Annotated in this window: 17 protein-coding genes; 10 read left to right on the forward strand and 7 right to left on the reverse strand. The window is 73.9% G+C overall.

Going from position 1 to position 20,889, the window contains the following annotated elements; all coding sequences use genetic code 11:
- Window positions 1-39 precede the first annotated feature (39 nt).
- The 6 genes from ACZ7MY_RS06795 to ACZ7MY_RS06820 all read right to left on the reverse strand — a co-directional run bounded on the left by ACZ7MY_RS06795 (window position 40) and on the right by ACZ7MY_RS06820 (window position 7,757).
- Window positions 40-882, reverse strand: coding sequence for an EamA family transporter (locus ACZ7MY_RS06795; protein WP_499600143.1), 843 nt, complete (start codon window positions 880-882; stop codon window positions 40-42).
- Complete coding sequence (locus ACZ7MY_RS06800; RefSeq protein ID WP_499600144.1) at window positions 879-1,364, reverse strand: YbaK/EbsC family protein; 486 nt, start codon at window positions 1,362-1,364, stop codon at window positions 879-881. Before ACZ7MY_RS06800 ends, ACZ7MY_RS06795 begins: the two co-directional genes overlap by 4 nt.
- 54 nt (window positions 1,365-1,418) lie before the next feature.
- On the reverse strand, window positions 1,419-3,038 hold the full coding sequence (locus ACZ7MY_RS06805; RefSeq protein ID WP_499600145.1) for a penicillin-binding transpeptidase domain-containing protein: 1,620 nt from the start codon (window positions 3,036-3,038) through the stop codon (window positions 1,419-1,421).
- Window positions 3,039-3,203: 165 nt separating this feature from the next.
- On the reverse strand, window positions 3,204-5,624 hold the full coding sequence (locus ACZ7MY_RS06810; RefSeq protein ID WP_499600146.1) for a SpoIIE family protein phosphatase: 2,421 nt from the start codon (window positions 5,622-5,624) through the stop codon (window positions 3,204-3,206).
- 67 nt (window positions 5,625-5,691) lie between these two features.
- A complete protein-coding gene (locus ACZ7MY_RS06815) occupies window positions 5,692-5,868 on the reverse strand; it encodes a hypothetical protein (protein WP_499600147.1) in 177 nt (58 codons plus the stop codon).
- A 158-nt stretch (window positions 5,869-6,026) separates the two neighbouring features.
- Window positions 6,027-7,757 (reverse strand): dolichyl-phosphate-mannose--protein mannosyltransferase, encoded by a 1,731-nt coding sequence (locus ACZ7MY_RS06820; RefSeq protein ID WP_499600148.1) that lies wholly within the window; start codon window positions 7,755-7,757, stop codon window positions 6,027-6,029.
- A gap of 101 nt (window positions 7,758-7,858) precedes the next feature.
- Here ACZ7MY_RS06820 and rsmI point away from each other — a divergent pair, with 101 nt between their 5' ends.
- The 10 genes from rsmI to ACZ7MY_RS06870 all read left to right on the forward strand — a co-directional run bounded on the left by rsmI (window position 7,859) and on the right by ACZ7MY_RS06870 (window position 20,629).
- Window positions 7,859-8,743, forward strand: a complete 885-nt coding sequence (rsmI, locus tag ACZ7MY_RS06825; RefSeq protein WP_499600149.1) for a 16S rRNA (cytidine(1402)-2'-O)-methyltransferase — start codon at window positions 7,859-7,861, stop codon at window positions 8,741-8,743.
- Between the two features lie 191 nt (window positions 8,744-8,934).
- The gene (locus ACZ7MY_RS06830; RefSeq protein ID WP_499600150.1) at window positions 8,935-9,333 is read left to right on the forward strand and encodes a hypothetical protein; all 399 of its coding nucleotides are present in this window, start codon (window positions 8,935-8,937) and stop codon (window positions 9,331-9,333) included.
- 41 nt (window positions 9,334-9,374) lie between these two features.
- Window positions 9,375-10,274 (forward strand): TatD family hydrolase, encoded by a 900-nt coding sequence (locus tag ACZ7MY_RS06835; RefSeq protein WP_499600151.1) that lies wholly within the window; start codon window positions 9,375-9,377, stop codon window positions 10,272-10,274.
- A gap of 225 nt (window positions 10,275-10,499) precedes the next feature.
- A complete protein-coding gene (locus ACZ7MY_RS06840) occupies window positions 10,500-11,747 on the forward strand; it encodes a resuscitation-promoting factor (protein ID WP_499600152.1) in 1,248 nt (415 codons plus the stop codon).
- Window positions 11,748-11,999: 252 nt separating this feature from the next.
- Complete coding sequence (rsmA, locus tag ACZ7MY_RS06845; RefSeq protein WP_499600153.1) at window positions 12,000-12,893, forward strand: 16S rRNA (adenine(1518)-N(6)/adenine(1519)-N(6))-dimethyltransferase RsmA; 894 nt, start codon at window positions 12,000-12,002, stop codon at window positions 12,891-12,893.
- A 102-nt stretch (window positions 12,894-12,995) separates the two neighbouring features.
- Entirely contained in the window at window positions 12,996-13,904 is a 909-nt protein-coding gene (locus ACZ7MY_RS06850) for a 4-(cytidine 5'-diphospho)-2-C-methyl-D-erythritol kinase (RefSeq protein ID WP_499600154.1), read from the forward strand.
- Between the two features lie 82 nt (window positions 13,905-13,986).
- On the forward strand, window positions 13,987-15,294 hold the full coding sequence (locus ACZ7MY_RS06855; RefSeq protein ID WP_499600155.1) for an acyltransferase family protein: 1,308 nt from the start codon (window positions 13,987-13,989) through the stop codon (window positions 15,292-15,294).
- A 553-nt stretch (window positions 15,295-15,847) separates the two neighbouring features.
- Complete coding sequence (locus ACZ7MY_RS06860; protein WP_499600156.1) at window positions 15,848-17,638, forward strand: ABC-F family ATP-binding cassette domain-containing protein; 1,791 nt, start codon at window positions 15,848-15,850, stop codon at window positions 17,636-17,638.
- A gap of 380 nt (window positions 17,639-18,018) precedes the next feature.
- Window positions 18,019-19,590: an outer membrane protein assembly factor BamB family protein gene (locus ACZ7MY_RS06865; protein ID WP_499600157.1), complete on the forward strand. Its 1,572-nt coding sequence runs from the start codon at window positions 18,019-18,021 to the stop codon at window positions 19,588-19,590.
- Between the two features lie 307 nt (window positions 19,591-19,897).
- The gene (locus ACZ7MY_RS06870) at window positions 19,898-20,629 is read left to right on the forward strand and encodes a helix-turn-helix transcriptional regulator (RefSeq protein WP_499600286.1); all 732 of its coding nucleotides are present in this window, start codon (window positions 19,898-19,900) and stop codon (window positions 20,627-20,629) included.
- On the opposite strand, the gene ACZ7MY_RS06875 is transcribed toward ACZ7MY_RS06870, so the two are convergent.
- Window positions 20,553-20,885 carry a hypothetical protein gene (locus tag ACZ7MY_RS06875; RefSeq protein ID WP_499600158.1) on the reverse strand — a complete coding sequence of 111 codons (333 nt, stop codon included), beginning with the start codon at window positions 20,883-20,885 and terminating at the stop codon, window positions 20,553-20,555. The two genes, ACZ7MY_RS06870 and ACZ7MY_RS06875, sit on opposite strands and share 77 nt — an antisense overlap.
- Between the last annotated feature and the right edge of the window lie 4 nt (window positions 20,886-20,889).

A 20,889-nucleotide genomic window follows, 5' to 3' on the forward strand; every position in this document is an offset into this window, starting at 1 on the left:
CCCGCACACGACAACCGGCCGCAACCACAACCGACCCGGTCACACGTGAAGCATCAGGCCGATCCCCGCAACGACCAGCAACGCCGCCACGACCCGGGACCGCCCCAGCCGCTCCTTGAAGAACACCGCCCCGATGACCGCCCCCGCGATGATGGACGTCTCCCGGAGGGCCGCGATGGGGGCGAGGTCACCGCGCGTCTGGGCCCACAGGACGAGGCCGTAGGCGGACATGGACAGCGCCCCGCCGAGCAGGCCGCGGCCGGCGACCGGGCGCAGTTGCGCGGGGAGCGCCGCGCCGCGCACCGCGAGGGCGCAGGACACGAGCAGGACGCCCTGGACGAGCAGGAGCCAGGCGACGTACCCGAGGGCCGTGCCGGACGCGCGGACGCCGACGCCGTCGACCACGGTGTACGCCGCGATGGTCAGGCCGGTGCCCACGGCCGCGCCGACCGCCGGCCAGTCCTTGCGGCGGCCCCGCATGCCCCACAGGGCGGCCCCGCCGAGCCCGGCGGAGGCGACGAGGACGCCCGCGGTCTGCAGGGCGTCCGGCACCTCGCCCACGAAGACCGCCGCCAGCAGCGTCACGACCATCGGGGCGACGCCCCGCGCGATGGGGTAGACCTGCCCGAAGTCGCCCAGCGTGAAGGACTTCATCAGCAGGTACATGTAGGCCATGTGGATCCCCACCGACGCGGCCAGGTAGGGCCAGGCGCCGGCCGCGGGCAGTGGCGCGAACCCGGCGACGGCCGCGCCGCAGAGCGCTCCGCCGCCCCCGACGAGGGTGAACGCGACCAATTGGTCCTTGATGCCGTGGGCGATGGCGTTCCAGGCCGCGTGGGTGACGGCCGCGAGCAGGACGGCCGCCGCGATCAGCGGTGTCACGCGGTGCGTTCGCGGACGTCGGCGAGGGTCGCCCCGGCGTGCCCGACGAGTTCGGCGGGGGCCATGGGGAAGACGGTGTGCGGGGTGCCGGCGGCCGCCCACACGGTCGCGTGCTCCAGCAGGCCCCGGTCGGCGAGGACGGTGGTCCGCGTGCGGTGCCCGAAGGGGGGTACGCCGCCGATGGCGTACCCCGTCGTCTCGCGCACCAGGTCCGCGTCGGCCCGGCGCACCTGCGTCGCGCCGAGTTCGGCGCGGACCCGTTCCACGTCGACCCGGGAGGCGCCGTCCATCAGGACCAGGACCGGGACCCCGTCCGCCGTGAAGACCAGGGACTTGACGATCTGGCCGAGCTCGCAGCCGACGGCCGCGGCGGCCTGCGCCGCGGTGCGGGTCGCGTCGGGGAAGGCGCGCACGGGTACCCGGAGGCCCAGCGCGGTGAGCGCTTCCGCGAACCGGGGATGGGCTGCAGCTGAAGTCGACATGTCCGGCACGCTAGTCCCCGGCGGGGCGCGGGGGCCAAGCCATTTGCGGGCGGGTCACGAGGAGGCCTTGAGCACCGAGGCCACGATCGGCCCGGCGGAGTCGCCGCCGTGCCCGCCCTCCAGCACCATCCCGCCGGCCGCGACGTCACCGCGGAACGCGACGAACCACCCGTTGGGCTGTTCCTGGCCGCCGACCTCCGCGGAGCCGGTCTTGGCGCCGACGTCGCCGTAGACCCCGCGCATCGCGCCCGCGGCGGTGCCGCTCGACGCGGTCAGCCGCATCATCGACTTGAGGTTGCCGCGGACGCCGGACGGCAGGCCGCTGCGGGCCTTGGCGAGGGGGCCCTCGATCAAGCCGGCGGCCACCAGCCGGGGCTGGCGGAACACGCCGTTCTGCACGGTGGCGGCGATGGAGGCCATGTTGAGCGGGCTCATCTGTATCTGGCCCTGGCCGATCATCTCCTCCGTCATCTCGTCGCCCGGGCCGCCGGGAACGCGGCCGTCCCAGGCGGGGACGCCGACGTTCCAGGTCTGGCCGAAGCCGTAGTAGCGCTGCGCGACCGAGGGGACCGAGGACTCGTCGAGCCGTCCGGCGAGCTTGATGAAGCCGGTGTTGCAGGAGATCGCGAAGTCCCGCTGGAAGGTGGCCGACGGGTCGGAGGAACTCTCCACGTTGTGGAACATCTTGCCGTTGTCGTAGTTCGCGGTCGCCGGGCACGGCGCCGGGGTGCCCGGGGTCACGCCCTTCTCCAGCAGCGCGGTGGCGGTGACGACCTTGAAGGTGGATCCGGGCGCGACCTGCGCGTTGAAGGCGTTGTTGTTGTCGGTCGACGGGTTGTTGGCGAAGGCGAGGATCTCGCCGGTGCTCGCCTTGACCGCCGCGACCGACGACTGGCTCTTGTTCTTGACGGCCTGTTCGGCGGCCTTCTGGGCGCGCGCGTCCAAGGTGGTGGGGAGTTTCGCCGGTGTGCCCTCGGCGATCACGTGCAGTGTCTGGCCGGGGCCGTCGCCGCCGTTCACCCAGGTCTCGATGCCCGGCTTGCCGCCGGAGAGCTTGGCGCCGTAGCGCTCGCGGAGCTGCGGCAGCACCGAGGCCAGCGAGGGGTAGTCGTCGGCGTCCAGGACCTTGCCGTTGCGGTCGACGACGTCCACCGGCGGTGAGCTGGCCTCACCGGTCTCCAGTGACTGACCCTCCGTCAGCTTGGGGTGCATCACCGCCGGTTGCCAGTCGACGAGGGGGCGGTGGGTGGTCTCGCCGCGGAAGACGGTGAGCTTCGACGAGTACGTCCACGTGGAGGTCTTGCCCTTGTAGGAGAGCGAGGCCACGACCTTGAACGGCACGACGTCCCCCTGGGGGGTGCCCGGTGTCAGCCGTACGCGGGCGACGTGCGCGTCCTGCCGGTAGGCGGCCAGGTCCGTGGAGGCCGTCGTCGCGTCGTTGGTGAGCGCCCCCGCCGCTGTGGTGTCCCCCTTGGCCCACGCGGCCAGGAAGTCCGCGGCGGTCTTCTTCACCTCGGCCGCGGTGGGCGGCCCGGTCTCGACCGGCGCGGCCTCCGCGGAGAAGCCGCCGCCCCCGGCCAGCCCGTCGTAGATGTTGTACGCCCCGTACGCGGCGGTTCCCACCAGTCCCGCGGTCAGCGTGGCGACGATCCCCAGCTTCACTCCTCGGCGCATGGCACCGACCCTCCCCGTGGTCCCCCTGAACATGTTCAAAAACGTGGCAGTGCAAGCGCACTCTACGGGACGCGGGTGGAGCCGGGGTGCCCGACCGGGTCACAGCTTCAGCACGCGCTTCCCATGGCACGGGAAAGTCCGCCGGTCAGGGCCCCTACCGGCGGGTCACCTTTCCGGCCCGGGCGGGAGCCGCTCCTCGTCCGTGAGGGCCAGTTCCGCCCAGACGATCTTGCCCTCCCCGGTCCTGCGGACGCCCCACCGCGTGCACAGCTCCGCCACGATCACCAGGCCCCGGCCGCCCTCGTCGGTCGGTTCGGGGCGGCGTGGCAGCGGCGGGCCGGGACCGGCGTCGAAGACCTCGCAGGACAGCTTCATGTGCCGGACCAGCCGCAGCCGCACGGGTCCCGCCCCGTGCCGTACGGCGTTGGCCAGCAGTTCCCCGACGATCTGCTCGGCGGCCCCCCGCACCCGGTCCAGCCCCCACGCGGACAACTGCCGGGCCGCCTCGGACCGCACCGCTCCGACGGCGGCCGGATCGGCGGGCACCTCCACCCTGAACACCCGGTCGGCGCTGAAGCTGCAGGTCCTGGCGAGCAGCAGCGCGACGTCGTCGTCCTGGCCGCTCGTGGGCAGCAGGTCGACCACCCCGTCGCACAGGTCCTCCAGCGAGGTCCCCGGCGGCCGGGTGAGCGCCGTCCGCAGGCGTTCCAGCCCCTCGTCGATGTCGCCGTCCCGGGTCTCGACGAGCCCGTCGGTGTACAGGGCGATCACGCTTCCCGCGGGCAGCTCCAGGTCGACCGACGGGAAGGACCGCAGGCCCACGCCCAGCGGCGCCCCGGAGGGCATCTCCGGGAAGGCCGCCGTGCCGTCCGGGGTGACGACCGCGGGCGGCGGATGCCCGGCCCGGGCGATGGTCAGCCGCTCCTCGATGGGGTCGTAGACCGCGTACACGCAGGTGGCGCCGAGGATGCCGGCGGCGGGGGAACCCTCGTCGAAGTCCTCGAAGCCCAGCCGTACGACGAGGTCGTCCAGCGCGGCCAGCAGCCGGTCGGGCGGCAGCTCCAGGCTCGCGAGGGTACTCACCGCCGTGCGGATGCGTCCCATGGCCGCGGCGGCGTTGAGGCCGTGGCCCACGACGTCCCCGACGACCAGGGCCACCCGGGCGCCGGACAGCCGGATCACGTCGAACCAGTCGCCGCCCACGCCGTCCTGGGTGTCCGCCGGCAGGTAGCGCCAGATCGTCTCCAGGGCGAACCCGGCGCTGGGGTTACGGGGGAGCAGGCTGCGCTGCAGCGTCAGTGCCATGGTGTGCTCGCGCGTGTAGCGGCGGGCGTTGTCCAGGCTCAGCGCGGCCCGGCTGACCAGCTCCTCCGCGAGCGTCCTGTCGTTCTCGTCGAACGGCGTGGGGTTCTCGCTGCGGACGAGCACGGCGACACCGAGGATCTCGTCCCGCGTGTGCACCGGCAGGATCAGCAGGCTGTGCATCCCGACGTCGAGGACCCGCTGCAGCCGCTGCGCGTCCTCCTCCAGCCACGTGCCGGGCTCGGTGTCCAGTTCCGTCTCCATGTACGTCCGGCCGGAGCGCAGCACCTCGATGAACGGCGAGTGCGGGGGGACGAAGACGGGGCTGCCGCGCGCGTAGAGCGACTCCCGGAAGTCGTCGTGGACGGAGGCGATCCCCGCCCGGTGGAAGACGGGGACGTTGCCGCCCTCCATCACGCCGAGCCGGGTGAGCGGGGCGTTGCCGAGCCGCACCGACTCCGCGAGGTCGATCGTCGCGTAGTCGGCGAGCAGCGGCACCAGCAGGTCGGCGAGGTCCTGCGCGGTCTGCAGGACGTCCAGGTTGGTCCCGATGCTGCTCGCCGCGCGGCCGAGCACGGTCATGCGGTCCCTGGCCCGCCGGCTCTCCGTGACGTCCACGTTCACCGAGCAGACGCCCGGCAGGCCGTGGCGGACGTCCTCGATCCGGAAGACGGAGAGCGCGTACGCGCGCTGCCGCAACCGGTCCAGCTGGTCCAGCTCCCGGTCGATCACCGGGACGCCGCTCTCCAGGACCTCGCGCAGCAGCGACTCGACCTGCTCGGTGTTGGAGTAGAGCGGCGACTCGTCCAGGTGCCGTCCCAGGCGTTCCTCCCGGGAGAGGCCGAACTTCTCGGCCAGGGCGTCGTTCAGCCAGGCGGTGCGCAGGTCGCTGTCCCAGATCGCCATCGGGAAGGGGCTCAGCTCGCAGGCCGACTCCAGTACGGACGGGCGCACCCCGGCCGTCGTGACCAGCCAGTCCACCGTGCCCGCCGCCCCCGGCAGTCCGGTCACCCGCAGGTCCACGTCCAGCCGCCCGCCGTCACGGTGCCGCAGCGCGGCCGGCCCGGCCCACTCGCCGGTGAACCCCCGCGGGCCGCGGCCCGGCGCGTCCAGCAGCATCGTGGCATCCCGGCCCAGCACGTCCTCCGCCGTGTACCCCAGCAGCCTGCGGGCGACCTCGGTCCAGCGGACCAGGACCCCGCCGGCGTCGACCACCGCCAAAGCTGCGCCGGCGCTGTCGAGCGCCGACGCTTTACCGGGCACGCTGCGATCGGGGGCGGACATACGTGACATTCCCTCGGGGTTCACGCTAGGTCCGCGCCCTCCCCCCTGCAAACGGTCACCGGCCAGGTCAGCGGCCCCGCTGCCACCAGCGGCGCTTCGTCCGGGCCGTCACCGGGGCGTCGCCGTCCGGCTCCCAGGTCCGCAGTGCGGCGCGAATGCGGTCGAACGTGGCGACCGGATGCCGCCCGCCGGTGCCGGACAGCGCCAGGCCCACGCAGACCAGCCTGAAGCTGTCGCCCTCCACGGGAACGACCGTGAACACCGGGGCACCGACGCATCCGTCGGGCAGTTTCCCGGTCCACCGGACGCCCTTCCCTCGACGGTCCAGCGCCACCCCTTGCGCTCGGTGCCGGCGTGCCGAGGTCCGCCCGCGGTGTGGCCCCGCCGCGCGGGGTGGCCGGGTCAGATCCAGGTGTCGAGCCACATGCGGTCGCGCCAGGCGTCCATGGGGATGGTCTGCCCGGTGTAGAGCGGGAAGAAGTAGATGAAGTTCCAGACGATCAGCAGCACCAGGGTGCCCGCGCCGACCGCGCCCCACATGCGGCGGCGTTCACTGGAACCGGGGGGACCGAGGATCGCGCCGAGCATCATCGCGACCGCGAGGCAGAGGAACGGCACGAAGACGACCGCGTAGAAGAGGAAGATCGTCCGCTCCTGGTAGTGGAACCACGGCAGGTAACCGGCTGCGACGCCGCAGGCGATCGCGCCGGCGCGCCAGTCGCGGCGGAAGATCCAGCGGTACAGGACGTACAGCAGGGCGAAGCACCCGGCCCACCACAGCAGCGGGGTGCCGATGGCGAGCACCTCGCGGGCGCAGCCGCCGACCGCGGTGCAGCCGTCCTTGCCGAACTTGGGGGACTCGTAGAAGTACGACACCGGGCGGCCCAGGACCAGCCAGCTCCACGGGTTGGACTGGTAGGTGTGCGGGGAGTGCAGGTTGACGTGGAAGTCGTAGACCTGCGACTCGTAGTGCCACAGGCTGCGCAGCGCCGCCCAGGCGTTCGAGAGGAAGCCGCCGTCGCCCTTGGCCCAGTCGCGGTCGTAGCCCTTGGCGGTGGTGAACCAGCCGAGCCAGGTCACCAGGTACGTCACGACGGCGACGCCGAGCATGGAGATCCCCGCCCACAGCCCGTCCAGCCAGAACGCCGTGAGCCGGGGGTAGCGTGCGCCGGCCACGCGGCGGGCGCCGGCGTCCCACAGCACGGTGAGGACGCCGAAGAACGCCAGGACGTACAGGCCGTTCCACTTGGTGCCGATGGCCAGGCCCAGGCAGATCGCGGCCGCGATCCGCCAGGGGCGCAGGCCCAGCCACGTGAAGGAGGCGACGCGGTCGTCCGGGCGGCCCTCGGGGAGGGCGGCGGCGAGCCGGGCCCGCGCCCGGTCGCGGTCGATCAGCAGACAGCCGAAGGCGGCCAGCACGAAGAACATGACGACGAGGTCGAGCAGGGCGACGCGGCTCATCACGAAGTGCAGGCCGTCGACCGCCATCAGGCCGCCCGCGAGGCAGCCCAGCGCCGTGGAGCGGAACAGCCGGCGGCCGATGCGGCAGAGCATCAGCACCGACAGCGTGCCGAGCACGGCCATCGCGAAGCGCCAGCCGAAGGGGTTCAGCCCGAAGATCCACTCCCCGGAGGCGATCACCCACTTGCCGACCGGCGGGTGCACCACGTAGGAGGGGGCGTCCGAGAGCGGGATGGAGGGCGGGTCGGCGAGGATCAGCTCGTTGGCCTTGTCCGGCCAGCTCCCCTCGTAGCGGTACTGCAGGAGCGACCAGGCGTCCTTCGCGTAGTACGTCTCGTCGAATATCACCGCGCGCGGGCTGCCCAGGTTCCAGAAGCGCAGCAGTCCGGCGAAGAGCGCCACCAGCAGCGGACCGCCCCAGCCCGTCCAGCGGGCCAGCCGTGACGCCGCCGCCGGGCCCACGCCGAGCGCGGCCCACACCCGTGTCCCCGGCTCGGGGAACGGCGCGACCAGGCGCTCGCGCACGTCGGCGCGTGGGCGGTCCGCGTAGCCGTAGCGGCGCAGCCGCCGCTGCCAGGGGCTCTGCTCCTCCGCGGCCTTCGGTGCGTCCTCGACCCGGTGGGCGTGCGTCGCGGTGTCACTCGTCACCGGGCCATCGTAGGGAAGCCGCATGTGTATGTGCTGAGGACCGGGCCAACCGGGGGTACGCCGCCGCGCCGCCGCGGGGATCGCGCGGGCCCGGGCGGGCCCGCGGCGGGTGGGAGACTGGGGCGGTGACTAGCTCCGCAGGACCGGCCGCAGGCGTACTCGTACTCGCAGGGACCCCCATCGGCGACGTCGCCGACGCACCGCCGCGGCTCTCCGCGGAGCTGGCCGGGGCCGACGTGATCGCCGCCGAGGACACCCGGCGGCTGCGCCGGCTCACCCAGTCCCTGGGCGTGACCACCACCGCCCGGGTCGTGTCGTACTTCGAGGGCAACGAGTCGGCCCGCACCCCGGAGCTGGTCACGGCGCTGGAGGACGGCGCCCGGGTGCTGCTCGTCACCGACGCCGGAATGCCCTCGGTCTCCGACCCCGGCTACCGGCTGGTCGCGGCGGCCGTCGAGCGGGACATCCGCGTGACGGCCGTCCCGGGCCCGTCCGCCGTGCTGACCGCGCTCGCCCTCAGCGGCCTGCCCGTGGACCGCTTCTGCTTCGAGGGCTTCCCGCCCCGCAAGGCCGGTGAGCGGCGGGCCCGGCTCGGCGAGGCCGCCGGGGAGCGCCGCACGCTGGTGTACTTCGAGGCCCCGCACCGCCTCGCCGAGACCCTCGCCGCGATGGCCGAGGCCTTCGGCGCCGGGCGCCGGGCCGCCGTCTGCCGCGAGCTGACCAAGACCTACGAGGAGGTCAGGCGCGGCACCCTGGAGGAGCTGGCGGCCTGGGCCGCCGAAGGGGTGCGCGGGGAGATCACGGTCGTGGTGGAGGGAGCCCCGGAGACCGGGCCGGAGGAGCTGGACGCCACCGAGCTGGTGCGCCGGGTCCAGGTCCGCGAGGAGGCGGGCGAGCGCCGCAAGGAGGCGATCGCGGCCGTGGCGGCCGCGGCGGGGCTGCCCAAGCGGGAGGTCTTCGACGCCGTGGTCTCCGCGAAGCACGCCGCGAACCGTCCCACAACCGGCTAAACGCGGCACGGTGCAAAGTCCTATCGTAGGAGAGGGAAAAACCTGGGCCGCCCGATCGGCCCCGCGTCACACACACCCCAAAACTGGCTCAAGAATGGGCACCGCCGCTGTCGCCGACGCCCTGCCGGGCGTTCGCTGGTAGAGGGAAGTCCCGCTCCGGACGCCTCGTCCGGAGGGCATCAGGAGCTGCCATGAGCGAGACCATCGGAACCGATGGCACGGTTCGTGAGGCGTACGCCTTCGTCTGCATCAGCTGCGGCCGAGGATGGGAGCAGGCGTACGAGATCGAGCACCACGTCGACGCACAGGGTCGCGAGGTCGTCTGGTACATGGCGGACGGCAAGCGTGTGCCGTCCCCGCTGACCCGGCCGACGTGCGTGGAGTGCGAGAGCCACAAGGTCCGCATCATGCGGGCCGGACAGGTCTCCGATGTCGCCGGGTCCTGGTCGGCCACCGCGACCGCCGGGCCCCTGCCCGCCGCCTCCGACATGCGCCGGGTACCGGCCTCGTCCGCGGTGGAGGGCGCCGAGCGCCGGGCGCGGCACTGGTCGCCCCGCAACCTGCTGCACCGCAGGAGGGACGACCACTAGGCCGGGCGGAGCCGCCGTGCCGCCCGCCTAGGATCGGGTGCATGCCCGAGCAGAGCCAGAGCCAGCGCCCCAAGAAGGACGCGTCCGCCGCCCCTCCCCTCCCCGAACCGCTCGCGGTCGCGGTGGCGGATTCCCACACCCACCTCGACATGCAGGAGGGCAGCGTCGAGGAGGCGCTGGCGAAGGCGGCGTCGGTCGGCGTGACGACCGTGGTCCAGGTCGGCTGCGACGTCGACGGCTCCCACTGGGCGGCACGCACCGCGGACGCGTACGACGCCGTGTGGGCGGCCGTCGCCCTGCACCCCAACGAGGCTCCCAGGATCGTCCACGGGGACCCGGACGGATGGTCGCGCCAGGGGGCCCGCGAGGCGGGCGGTCTGCCCGCCCTGGACGCCGCCCTCGCGGAGATCGACGCCCTCGCCGCGCTGCCCCAGGTGCGCGGCGTCGGCGAAACCGGACTGGACTACTTCCGCACCGGGCCCGAGGGCGTCGAGGCCCAGCAGTACTCCTTCCGCCGTCACATCGACATCGCCAAGCGGCACGGCAAGGCCCTGGTCATCCACGACCGCGAGGCCCACGCCGACGTGCTGCGCATCCTCGACGAGGAGGGCGCGCCCGGCACCGTCGTCTTCCACTGCTACTCCGGCGACGCGGAGATGGCCAAGCTCTGCGCGGACAAGGGCTACTACATGTCCTTCGCCGGCAACGTCACCTACAAGTCCGCCCAGGACCTGCGCGACGCGGTCGCCGTCGCCCCCGCGGAACTGCTCCTGGTCGAGACCGACGCGCCCTTCCTCACCCCCGTCCCGCACCGGGGCCGGCCCAACGCCCCGTACCTGATCCCGGTCACGGTGCGGGCCATGGCCGCCGCCCGGGGCGCCGCGGAGGACGACCTCGCCGCGGCCATCGGGGCCAACACCGCCCGCGCCTTCGGTTACTGACGCCGCGTCGCGCGGTCGGCGTAACGCCGGGTGTCCGATTCCGGACCGCCGCCGCGACCCCTCGGTGCCCACCGCATCCGGGGCGGGGGCCCGCTGACCACGGCAGCGAGCGGTGCGGTGGGCACCCGTACCGGCGACACGGCGTGACCGTTCGGCTTGGGGGAGTGATGAATCCTCCGCTATGGTCCCGGTTCGGCCCGAATCGGGCCGGGCCGGAGGTACGCCGTGAGCAACAGGAGCAAGGCGGGCACGACGCGGGCCGGAACACGGTCCTCCGCGGAGGGCCCCGACCGCGGGACACCGGGTACGGCCCCCGCCGCCGAGGACGCCGAACCGCGTCCGGGGCGCGCGGCCACCCGGCGCAGGCGCGCCGCACGGCGCCCCGACACGCTGAGCAGGCTGCTGCCCCGGGCCCTCGTCGTCGCCTGCCTGGCGGGCGGCAGCACCGCCTACCTGGTCGGCGGCAAGGCCGTGCAGCTCAGCGTGGACGGCCGGCCACGCGTCCTGCACACCTTCGCCGGGAGCGTCGAGGAACTGCTGCAGCGCCAGGGCATCGAGGTCGGCGACCACGACATCGTCGCGCCCGGCCCCGATGCCGAACTGCGGGACGGCGACACCATCGCCGTCCGCTTCGGCCGACCGGTCGCGCTGACCCTCGACGGCAGGCCACGGCGGATCTGGACCACGGCCGGCACCGTCGACGGCGCCCTGCGCCAGCTGGGCGTCCGCGCGGACGGCGCCTACCTGTCCGCCTCCCGCGGCGAGGCCATCGGGCGGCACGGGCTGGAACTCGACGTCCGCACCGAACGGCAGGTGACCTTCCTCGTCGACGGGCACGAACGCCCGGTCCGCACCAACGCCGCCACCGTCGGCGAGGCGCTGCACGACGCCGGCATCGCGCTGCACGGCCTGGACGCCACCTCCGCCGACCCCGACAGCTTCCCCCGCGAGGGCCAGACGATCGCCGTGAAGCGCATCCGCGGCCACGACGAGACGCACGAGGAGCCGGTGCCGTTCCGCGTCGAGCGGACGGAGGACCCCACGCTGTTCGAGGGCACCACCGCCGTAGACACCCGGGGCAGGAACGGGCTGCGCCGGGTCACGTACGCGCACCGCACGGTCGACGGGGTCCGGCAGAAGCCGCGCCGCGTGGCCGAGGAGGTGCTGCGCGAGCCGGTGCGGCAGGTCGTGCGCGTCGGCACCAAGCCGCTCCCCGACAGCGTCGAGGGCGCCGACCACCTCAACTGGAAGGCCCTCGGCCAGTGCGAGGCGGGCGGCCGGCCGAACGCGGTGGACGCCTCCGGCACCTACGGCGGCCTCTACCAGTTCGACAAGCGCACCTGGCGCAACCTGGGCGGCCACGGTCGCCCACAGGACGCCTCGGCCAAGGAGCAGACGTACCGCGCCAAGCGCCTGTACATCCAGCGCGGCGCCGGCCCCTGGCCGGTGTGCGGCCGCAAGCTCTACTCCTAGCCGGTCTCGTCGTGGCCGGTCCGGGGCGCCTCCGATCGCGGGGGTGCCCCCGGGTACGGCGACGGGTCGTCCGGGTCGGTGACCGGCCAGCGGCCGGGGACGCCAGGATCCCGGTGACGGCGCACGGCGAGGCCACCGTGCCGGAGCGGGACGGCGCCCTGGCCCGGCCTTCCCCGCGTCAGCCGGGGGAGCCGGTCCGGGGGCGAGGGCCGGTCCGGGGGATGGCCCGCCGGGCACGGATACCCTTGAGCGGTGAGCACCACCGACCACTCCGGTCCCGCCGACGACGCCCTGCTCGGCCCCGCCGACATCCGTGAGCTGGCCGCCGCGCTGGGCGTCCGCCCCACCAAGCAGCGCGGCCAGAACTTCGTCATCGACGCGAACACGGTGCGCCGCATCGTGCGCACCGCGGACGTCCGGCCCGACGACGTGGTCGTCGAGGTCGGCCCGGGGCTCGGTTCGCTCACGCTGGCGCTGCTGGAGGTGGCCGAGCACGTCACCGCCGTCGAGATCGACGACGTCCTCGCCGCCGCCCTCCCCTCGACCGTCGCCGCCCGCCTGCCCGGCCGGGCCGGCCGCTTCGCGCTCGTGCACAGCGACGCGCTGCGCGTCGAGGAGCTGCCCGGGCCGCCGCCCACGGCGCTGGTGGCCAACCTGCCGTACAACGTGGCCGTCCCGGTGCTGCTGCACATGCTGGCGACCTTCCCGAGCATCGAGCGCACCCTCGTGATGGTGCAGTCCGAGGTGGCCGACCGGCTGGCCGCCGGTCCCGGCTCCAAGGTGTACGGGGTGCCCTCGGTGAAGGCGGCCTGGTACGCGGAGGTGAAGCGGGCCGGGGCCATCGGCCGCAGCGTCTTCTGGCCCGCCCCGAACGTCGACTCCGGGCTGGTCTCGCTGGTCCGCCGCAAGGAGCCGCTGGTCACCACCGCCTCCCGCGAGCAGGTCTTCGCCGTCGTGGACGCCGCCTTCGCGCAGCGCCGCAAGACGCTGCGCGCCGCGCTGTCCGGCTGGGCGGGCTCGGCCGCCGCGGCCGAGGAGGCGCTGGTCGCCGCCGGGGTCTCCCCGCAGGCCCGCGGGGAGTCGCTGACCGTCGAGGAGTTCGCGGCCATCGCCGAGCACGGCGGGCCCGCCGTTCCCCGGCGGTAGCAGGGGGCACAATGGGGGCGCCGCCGTGCCCCCGGACCGCGACGTCCCGTTCCCGCACGCGCCGCGCACCGCACGACCCACGCACCGAGGAGAACCGCGCCAGTGACCCGCCGCCCCGCGTCCGTGACCGTCCGCGTCCCCGCCAAGGTCAACGTCCAGCTCGCGGTGGGCGGGCCCCGCCCCGACGGCTTCCACGACCTGGCGAACGTCTTCCTCGCCGTCGGCCTGTACGACGAGGTCACCGTCGCCCACGCCGAGGAGCTGCGGATCACCGTCGCGGGCCCGGACGCCGACCAGGTCCCGGTGGACGGGAGCAACCTCGCCGCCCGCGCCGCCGTCGCGCTCGCCGCACGGCACGGCCTGGAGCCGCGCGTCCACATCCACATCGACAAGGACATCCCCGTCGCGGGCGGCATGGCCGGCGGCAGCGCCGACGCCGCGGGCGCCCTCGTCGCCTGCGACGCGCTGTGGGGCACCGGCGCGAGCCGCGAGGAGCTGCTGGAGATCTGCGCGGAGCTCGGCAGCGACGTCCCCTTCAGCCTGGTCGGCGGCGCAGCGCTCGGCCGCGGGCGGGGAGAGCTGCTGGAGCCGCTGGAGACCGGCGGCACCTTCCACTGGGTCTTCGCCGTCGCCGACGGCGGCCTGTCCACCCCCGAGGTCTACCGCGAGTGCGACCGGCTGCGAGGCGACGCCGCGGTGCCCGAGCCGGAGGCGTCCGCCGCCCTGCTGGACGCCCTGCGCGGCGGTGACGCCGGCGCCCTCGCCGCCTCCCTGGCGAACGACCTGCAGCCGGCCGCGCTGTCCCTGCGGCCCTCGCTGGCCGCCACCCTCGCCGCGGGCACCGAGGCCGGCGCCCTGGCCGCCCTGGTCTCCGGCTCCGGTCCCACCACCGCCTTCCTCACCAAGGACGCCGAGACCGCGCACGCCGTCGCCGGTGCCCTCGCCGGCTCCGGCACCTGCCGCGCGGTCCGGGTCACCACCGGCCCCGCGCAGGGCGCCACCCTGCTCTGAGTACCCGTACTCACCCGTCCCCGGGGCGAGTTGAGTAGGACGGGCCTGACGCCGCGACGCCCCGGCGCGGGATCGTGCCGCCATGGGGATGACAGCCGGAGAGACGGCCGCGGCCACGCCCGCGGCTCGGGACCGCTACGTCGACTTCCTGCGGGTGGCGTCGCTGGCCACGGTCGTGCTGGGGCACTGGCTGATGGCGGCGGTGACCACCGGGGCCGGCGGGGGAGTCGAGGTCGGCAACCTGCTGGCGGTGCGCCCGGCGCTGCAACCGCTGACCTGGGTGCTCCAGGTCATGCCGGTGTTCTTCTTCGTCGGCGGCTTCTCGCACGCGCTCTCGTACCGCTCCGTCGCGCGATCCGGCGGCGGCTACGCGGACTTCCTGCGGGCCCGGCTGCGCCGGCTGCTGCGGCCGACGATGCTGTTCGTCGCGGTGTGGGGCGCGGGCGCGCTGCTGCTCCCGGTGCCGGACGTGGCGGCGCGGCTGGTGGCGCAACCGCTGTGGTTCATCGGGATCTACCTCGGCATGGTCGCCTTCACCCCGCCGCTGCTGCGGCTGCACGAGCGGTACGGCTGGGGGGCCTTCGCCGCGCTCGCGGCCGGGGCGGTCGTGGTGGACGTACTGCGCTTCACCACCGCCGTGCCCTACGTGCCGTTCCTGAACTTCGCGTTCGTGTGGCTCGCGGTGCACCAGCTCGGCTTCCTGCGCGCGGACGGCCGGCTGCGGCGCCCCGCGGCCATGGCGGCCTGCGGGCCGGCCGGGGCGGTCGCGCTGGTCGCCCTCGGGCCGTACCCGCTGTCCATGGTGGGCATGCCGGGCGAGCGGATCTCCAACATGGCGCCGCCCACGCTCGCCCTGCTCTGCCACGGCGTGTGGCTCGTCGGCGCCGTCGAACTGCTGCGCCGCCCCGCCGCGCGCCTGCTGCGGCGGCCCCGCGTGTGGCACGGCGTGGTCGCCGCGAACGGCATCGCGATGACGGCGTTCCTCTGGCACCTCACCGCCATGCTCGCCGTGTACGGGGCGCTGATCTCGCTCGGCGGCACGCTGCCCGCCCCGGCCACCGCCCCCTGGTGGGCCCAGGCGCCCCTGCGCGTGGCGGCCGCGACCGCCCTCACCGCCGCCCTGGTCGCCGTCTTCCGCCGCGCCGAACGCCCCGCGGCCCCCTCCGTCCCGGCCGCCCGGCGGGGCACGCCCCTGTCCGGCCCCGGCGCGGCCCTCGGCGTCGCCCTCGCGCTCCTCGGCGTCCTCGGCCTGTCCGCCGTCGGCTTCGGCGGCCTCCTCGACGGCCACTCGGCCACCCTGATCGCCTTCCGCGTCACGGCCCCGGCCGCCGTCCTCATGGCCGCCGCCGGCTGGGCCCTGGTCGAACGCGCGGGCCGCGCCAGGGTCTGAGCCCGACGTCAGCGCACGCGACGTGCCCCGGCCGCATCCCGGACGGCAGCCGCGCACTCCTTGGCGCCCACCGGATCGAGGAGGCGCAGGCGACGGAATTCGTCCATGCCCTGGTGCTGCCGGACGACGGCGTGGGTCACGGGGCCGCAGCCCGACGGTCCTCGTCCTCCCAGCGGGCCATGAACTCGTCATGCGTCATCGCGGGGCCGGTGGGCGCCGATTCGCGGGCCGCCGCCTCGGCGGCCTCCGCCGCATCGCGAAGTCGCTGGAGCTCCTCGAGTTCGCTTATCGGGATGAGCGCGGCGGCGGGCTTTCCGTACTCGCTGATCAGGATGTGTTCATGCCCGTCGTACGGTCGCCGATCACTCGAAGGAGCCGCGCGCCGGACGCAGGGCGCATGGCGACCCCGCGCAGTGTGCGGGGCCCGGGCGCGCGGGGACGCCGGAAGCGGGCGGGCCCACCCGCACGGGTGCCCGCCGGGGACGGCCGGGCACGGGGGACGGGAGGGCCGCACTACCCTGGGAGGTCGTTCGTTCGTAGTGACAGGAGTCCCATGGCCGTCAACCTGGTCAACGTCGAGTCCGTCAGCAAGGTGTACGGAACGCGCACCCTGCTGGACGGGATCTCGCTCGGCGTATCGGAGGGCGACCGCATCGGTGTCGTCGGCCGCAACGGCGACGGGAAGACCACCCTGATCCGGATGCTGGCGAAGCTGGAGGGGCCGGACACCGGCCGCGTGACGCACACCTCGGGCCTGCGGCTCGGCGTGCTGACGCAGCACGACAGCCTGGACCCGCAGGCCACCGTCCGGCACGAGGTGGTCGGCGACCGGGCGGACCACGAGTGGGCCGGCGACGCCAAGGTCCGGGACGTGCTCACCGGGCTCTTCGGCGGGCTGGACCTGCCCGGCTTCCCGCAGGGGCTGGACACCGTGATCGCGCCGCTGTCCGGAGGCGAGCGCCGGCGGATCGCGCTGGCGAAGCTGCTCATCGCCGAGCAGGACCTGCTCGTGCTCGACGAGCCCACCAACCACCTCGACGTCGAGGGCATCTCCTGGCTGGCGGGCCATCTGCGGGCGCGCCGCTCGGCCCTGGTGTGCGTGACCCACGACCGCTGGTTCCTGGACCAGGTCTGCACCCGCATGTGGGACGTGCAGCGCGGTGACGTCCACGAGTACGAGGGCGGCTACAGCGACTACGTCTTCGCCCGCGCCGAGCGCGAGCGGATCGCCGCGACCGAGGAGGTCAAGCGGCAGAACCTGATGCGCAAGGAACTGGCCTGGCTGCGCCGCGGCGCCCCCGCCCGCACCAGCAAGCCGCGCTTCCGCATCGAGGCCGCCAACGAGCTGATCGCCGACGTGCCGCCGCCGCGCGACAACGCCGAGCTGATGAAGTTCGCCACGACCCGGCTCGGCAGGACCGTCTTCGACCTGGAGGACGTGACCGTCCAGGCCGGGCCCAAGGTGCTGCTGAAGCACCTGACCTGGCAGCTGGGCCCGGGCGACCGGATCGGCCTGGTCGGCGTCAACGGCGCCGGCAAGACCTCCCTGCTGCGGGCGCTCGCGGACGCCGCCGTCAGCGAGGGCGAGAAGCAGCCCGTGGCGGGCAAGGTGGTGGTCGGCAGGACCGTGCGGCTGGCCTACCTGTCGCAGGAGGTAGCCGAACTCGACCCGGCGCTGCGGGTGCTGCAGGCGGTGGAGTCGGTGCGCGGCCGCGTCGACCTCGGCAAGGGCCGGGAGATGACGGCCGGTCAGCTCTGCGAGAAGTTCGGCTTCACCAACGAGAAGCAGTGGACCCCGGTCGGCGACCTCTCCGGCGGTGAGCGCCGCAGGCTCCAGCTGCTGCGGCTGCTGATGGACGAGCCCAACGTGCTCTTCCTCGACGAGCCCACCAACGACCTGGACATCGAGACCCTGACCCAGCTGGAGGACCTGCTCGACGGCTGGCCCGGCTCGATGGTGGTCATCTCCCACGACCGGTACTTCCTGGAGCGCACCACCGACCGGGTCCTGGCCCTGCTCGGCGACGCGACGCTGCGCATGCTGCCGCGCGGCATCGACGAGTACCTGGAGCGCCGCCGTGCGGCCGTCGAGGCGGCCGCCCCCGCGCCCGCCCCGGCCAAGCCCAAGGGCGGCGGCGACAGCCGCGCGGCCAAGAAGGAACTGCAGCGCGTCGAGCGGCAGCTGGACAAGATCGCCGAGAGGGAGTCGAAGCTGCACATCGCCATCGCCGACAACGCCACCGACTTCGAGAAGGTGGCCGAACTCGACCTGGAACTGCGGTCGCTGGCCGCCGAGCGCGAGGAACTGGAGATGCGCTGGCTGGAGCTGGCGGACGAGGTCTGACGTCCTCCCCGGCCCGGAGGCCGGGGATCGCCGCCTGCTCCCGCACGGGCTGACACCGCCGGTCCGGCGCCCTGGCAGCGTCGACCGCCGCGTGGATGTCCCGGTCCAGGACGGCTCCGTACGCCCCGCAGGTCCACACACGGACGTGCCGGGGTTCGGGGCCGTCGGCTCGAAGCGGCCGATCCGGATGACGCCGGCGTCCCGGCCACTTCGATCCGGACTGAGGCGAACAGTTCGGCGGCCTGAGCCCGGTGCGCTGCGAACAGGTCGAGTAGCAGTGCCGTAACGGTCCTCGGGCGCGGGGGCGGAACGGTGTGTGACCGGTGGTACAAAGAGGGTCACCGTCCGCCCCGAACGCCTGTGCCCGAAAGGTGCCGCTGATGTCGCAGCCGCCGCCTCCCCCCGGCAACCAGCCCGGATTCGGGCCGCAGCCGCCTCAGTACGGTTACCCGCCGCAGCAGCCGAACCCGTACGCCCAGCCGCCGGCGCAGCCGCAGGGCCGGCAGCCGCCGCCTCCGCCGCCGGGTCCGTACGGGCCCAACCCGTACGCCCAGGCGCCGACCCAGCCGCTGCCCGGGTACGGCTACCAGCCGTACCCGCAGTACCCGCAGCCGCCGAAGCGCGGCAACGGCAAGGTGGTCGGGATCGTGGCCGCGGCGATCGCGGCGGTCCTGGTCGTCGGCGCGGGTGTCTTCCTGGCGACCACGGGCGGGGACGACGACGGGCCCGCGGACACCCCGGCGAAGGGCGGCAGCAGCCGGCCGGCCGGTGACGGGCCGCTCAAGGCGCGGGCGTTGTGGGACAAGCGGGCGGTGCGGCCGCCCAAGTCCGAGATCACCGCCCCGGTGGCGGAGGCGTGGTTCACCGGCAACGCGGTCGTCAAGACGATGCCGGACGCGCTGCGTTCCTTCGACATCGACAGCGGCAAGGAGAACTGGTCGATCCCCCTGTCCGGCGACTCCTGCCCGGGTCCGGAGTCGCCGGCGAACGACCGCCTGGTACTGCAGTACGGCACGGACTGCGACAGCGTGATCGCCGTCGACATCGCCAAGGGCCGGAAGCTGTGGGCGAAGAAGCTGCCCAGCCCGAACGGCCGGACCTCGCACAGCTACTCGCAGATCGCGCTCACGGGCGACACCGCGGCCGTGTCCTGGATCGGCGGTTCGGTCGCGTACCGGATCAGCACCGGTGCGGTGCTGTGGACGCCCAAGGCCGGTTCCGAGTGCACCGACAAGGGCTACCACGGCGGCACCGCGCTGATCGCGGTCGTCGAGTGCGGCGGCTTCGGCGGTGACGAGTACGTGCAGGGCCTCGGCGAGGGCGGCGCCAAGAAGTGGTCCTGGCAGGTGCCGAACGGCAGCGAGGTCTACAACGTCATCTCCACGGACCCGGTCGTCGTCGGCCTGGCGGCCGGCGGCGCAACCCTGACCGACATCGTGTACCTGGACGGCGGCAAGATGAAGAGCCGTATCTCGCTGGGCGCGGGCGGCGCCGATGCGACGTACCGGATCCGGTGCGAGGACAACCGGTGCACCAACGTCGCCGTGGACGGCACGACCATCTACCTCCCCACCAAGACCCATTCGGGCAGCGGCGCCTCCTACTCGCAGACCAACGAGATCGCCGCGCTCGACCTCGTCACCGGCAAGCCGAAGTGGCTGGCCAAGCCCGACGAGGAGCGCGAGCTCAAGATCGTCGGCATGAGCGGCGGCAAGGTCGTGGCCTACCAGAAGAACACCTACGACAAGCCGGGCCGCCTGGTGCGGCTCGACCCCGCGACCCGTGCGTTCAGCCTGTTCATGGAACTGCCGGAGAGCGGCAAGGACATGGAGAACGACTTCCTCGACAGCGACTCGGGCCGGTGGCTGTACAAGGACCACTTCTTCCTGACCTCCGACCACATCTCCGCCTCGGCCAACCTGACGGACCGCTCCATCGCCGCCTTCGGCTGACCGGGGACCCGCCGCCGACGTGCCGCCGCCCGTGCGCCGACGCGCCGCGACGCGCGCCGCCAACTCAAACACGCACAGCCGGTCGCAAGTCGGCCATGTTTGGAGATAATGCGGATTTAGGGAGGCTTCTGCCGAGTAGGGGGCGCAAAGCGTCGAACAAGCGTGTACCTTCCCGGGCATGGCCCGGGCCCGCCGCGGGGGCACAGGCGGTATGCCGGACGGGCTTCGCCACGGCATGTGAAAGGGGACCGGCTTGGACTCGGTGGGCAGGTCCGCACCAGTCCATGGGGGGATGAGGGGGACGCCCATGGGCGTACGGCTCGTCGTCGTCGACGACCATCGTCTGCTGGCCGAGGCGCTCGCCTCGGCGCTGAAGCTGCGCGGGCACCGGGTGCTCGCGGCAGCCGCGCCCGCGTCGGGCGCGGCGGATCTCGTGCTGAGCCGCTCGCCCGAGGTGTGCCTGATCGGGACGGCCGCGCCGGCCGAGCCGGGTGCCTTCGACGCGGTCGTCCGCATCAAGCGGGAGCGGCCGGGCGTCGCCGTGCTGGTCCTCGGGCCGGTGCCCAACCCGCGGGGCATAGCCGCCGCGTTCGCCGCCGGGGCGTCCGGCTACGTACGGCACGACGAGCGGATCGAGGGCGTCGAGCGGGCGATGGCCAAGGCGCGCGCCGGCGAGGTGGCCGTGGCGCCCGCGCTGTTGCAGGGTGCCTTCGCCGACCTGCTCAACCCGGTGGCCGAGCCGGACGACGAGGGCACCCGGCTGCTGCAGATGCTCACCCCGCGCGAGGTCGAGGTGCTGCTGCGCGTCGCGGAGGGCGAGGACACCCGGCTGATCGCGGCCGGCATGCGGATCGCGCCGAGCACCGCCCGTACGCACGTGCAGCGGGTGCTGATGAAGCTGGGGGTGGGCTCGCGGCTGGAGGCCGCCGCGCTGGCGGCCCGCACGGGTCTGCTGGACCGGGTCAGCCACCACCTCCCGGGCGGTGCGATCCCTGCTCAGGCGTCTCCTCAGGAGCGGGCGGGGGAGGAGGGGGGCTGAGCTTCATCCACAGGAGGAAGAGCAGCCCCAGCACCAGCATGCCGATCCCGGTCCAGAGGTTGATGTTGATGCCCTGGGCCTTGGCGATGTCCGCGTCGGAGGCCGTGATCCCGGCCACGGTCACGATCACCCCGTAGACCACGAAGAGGCCGCCGATGACGCGGCGCACGTCGAACAGGCGTGCCGCCGAGGCCGACTTGTGCTCCAGGTCCTGGATGCGGTGCTGGAAGTCCGACTCGTTGCCGTACTCGCTCACGACG

The sequence above is a fragment of the Streptomyces sp. NPDC111520 genome (genome assembly GCF_055635295.1).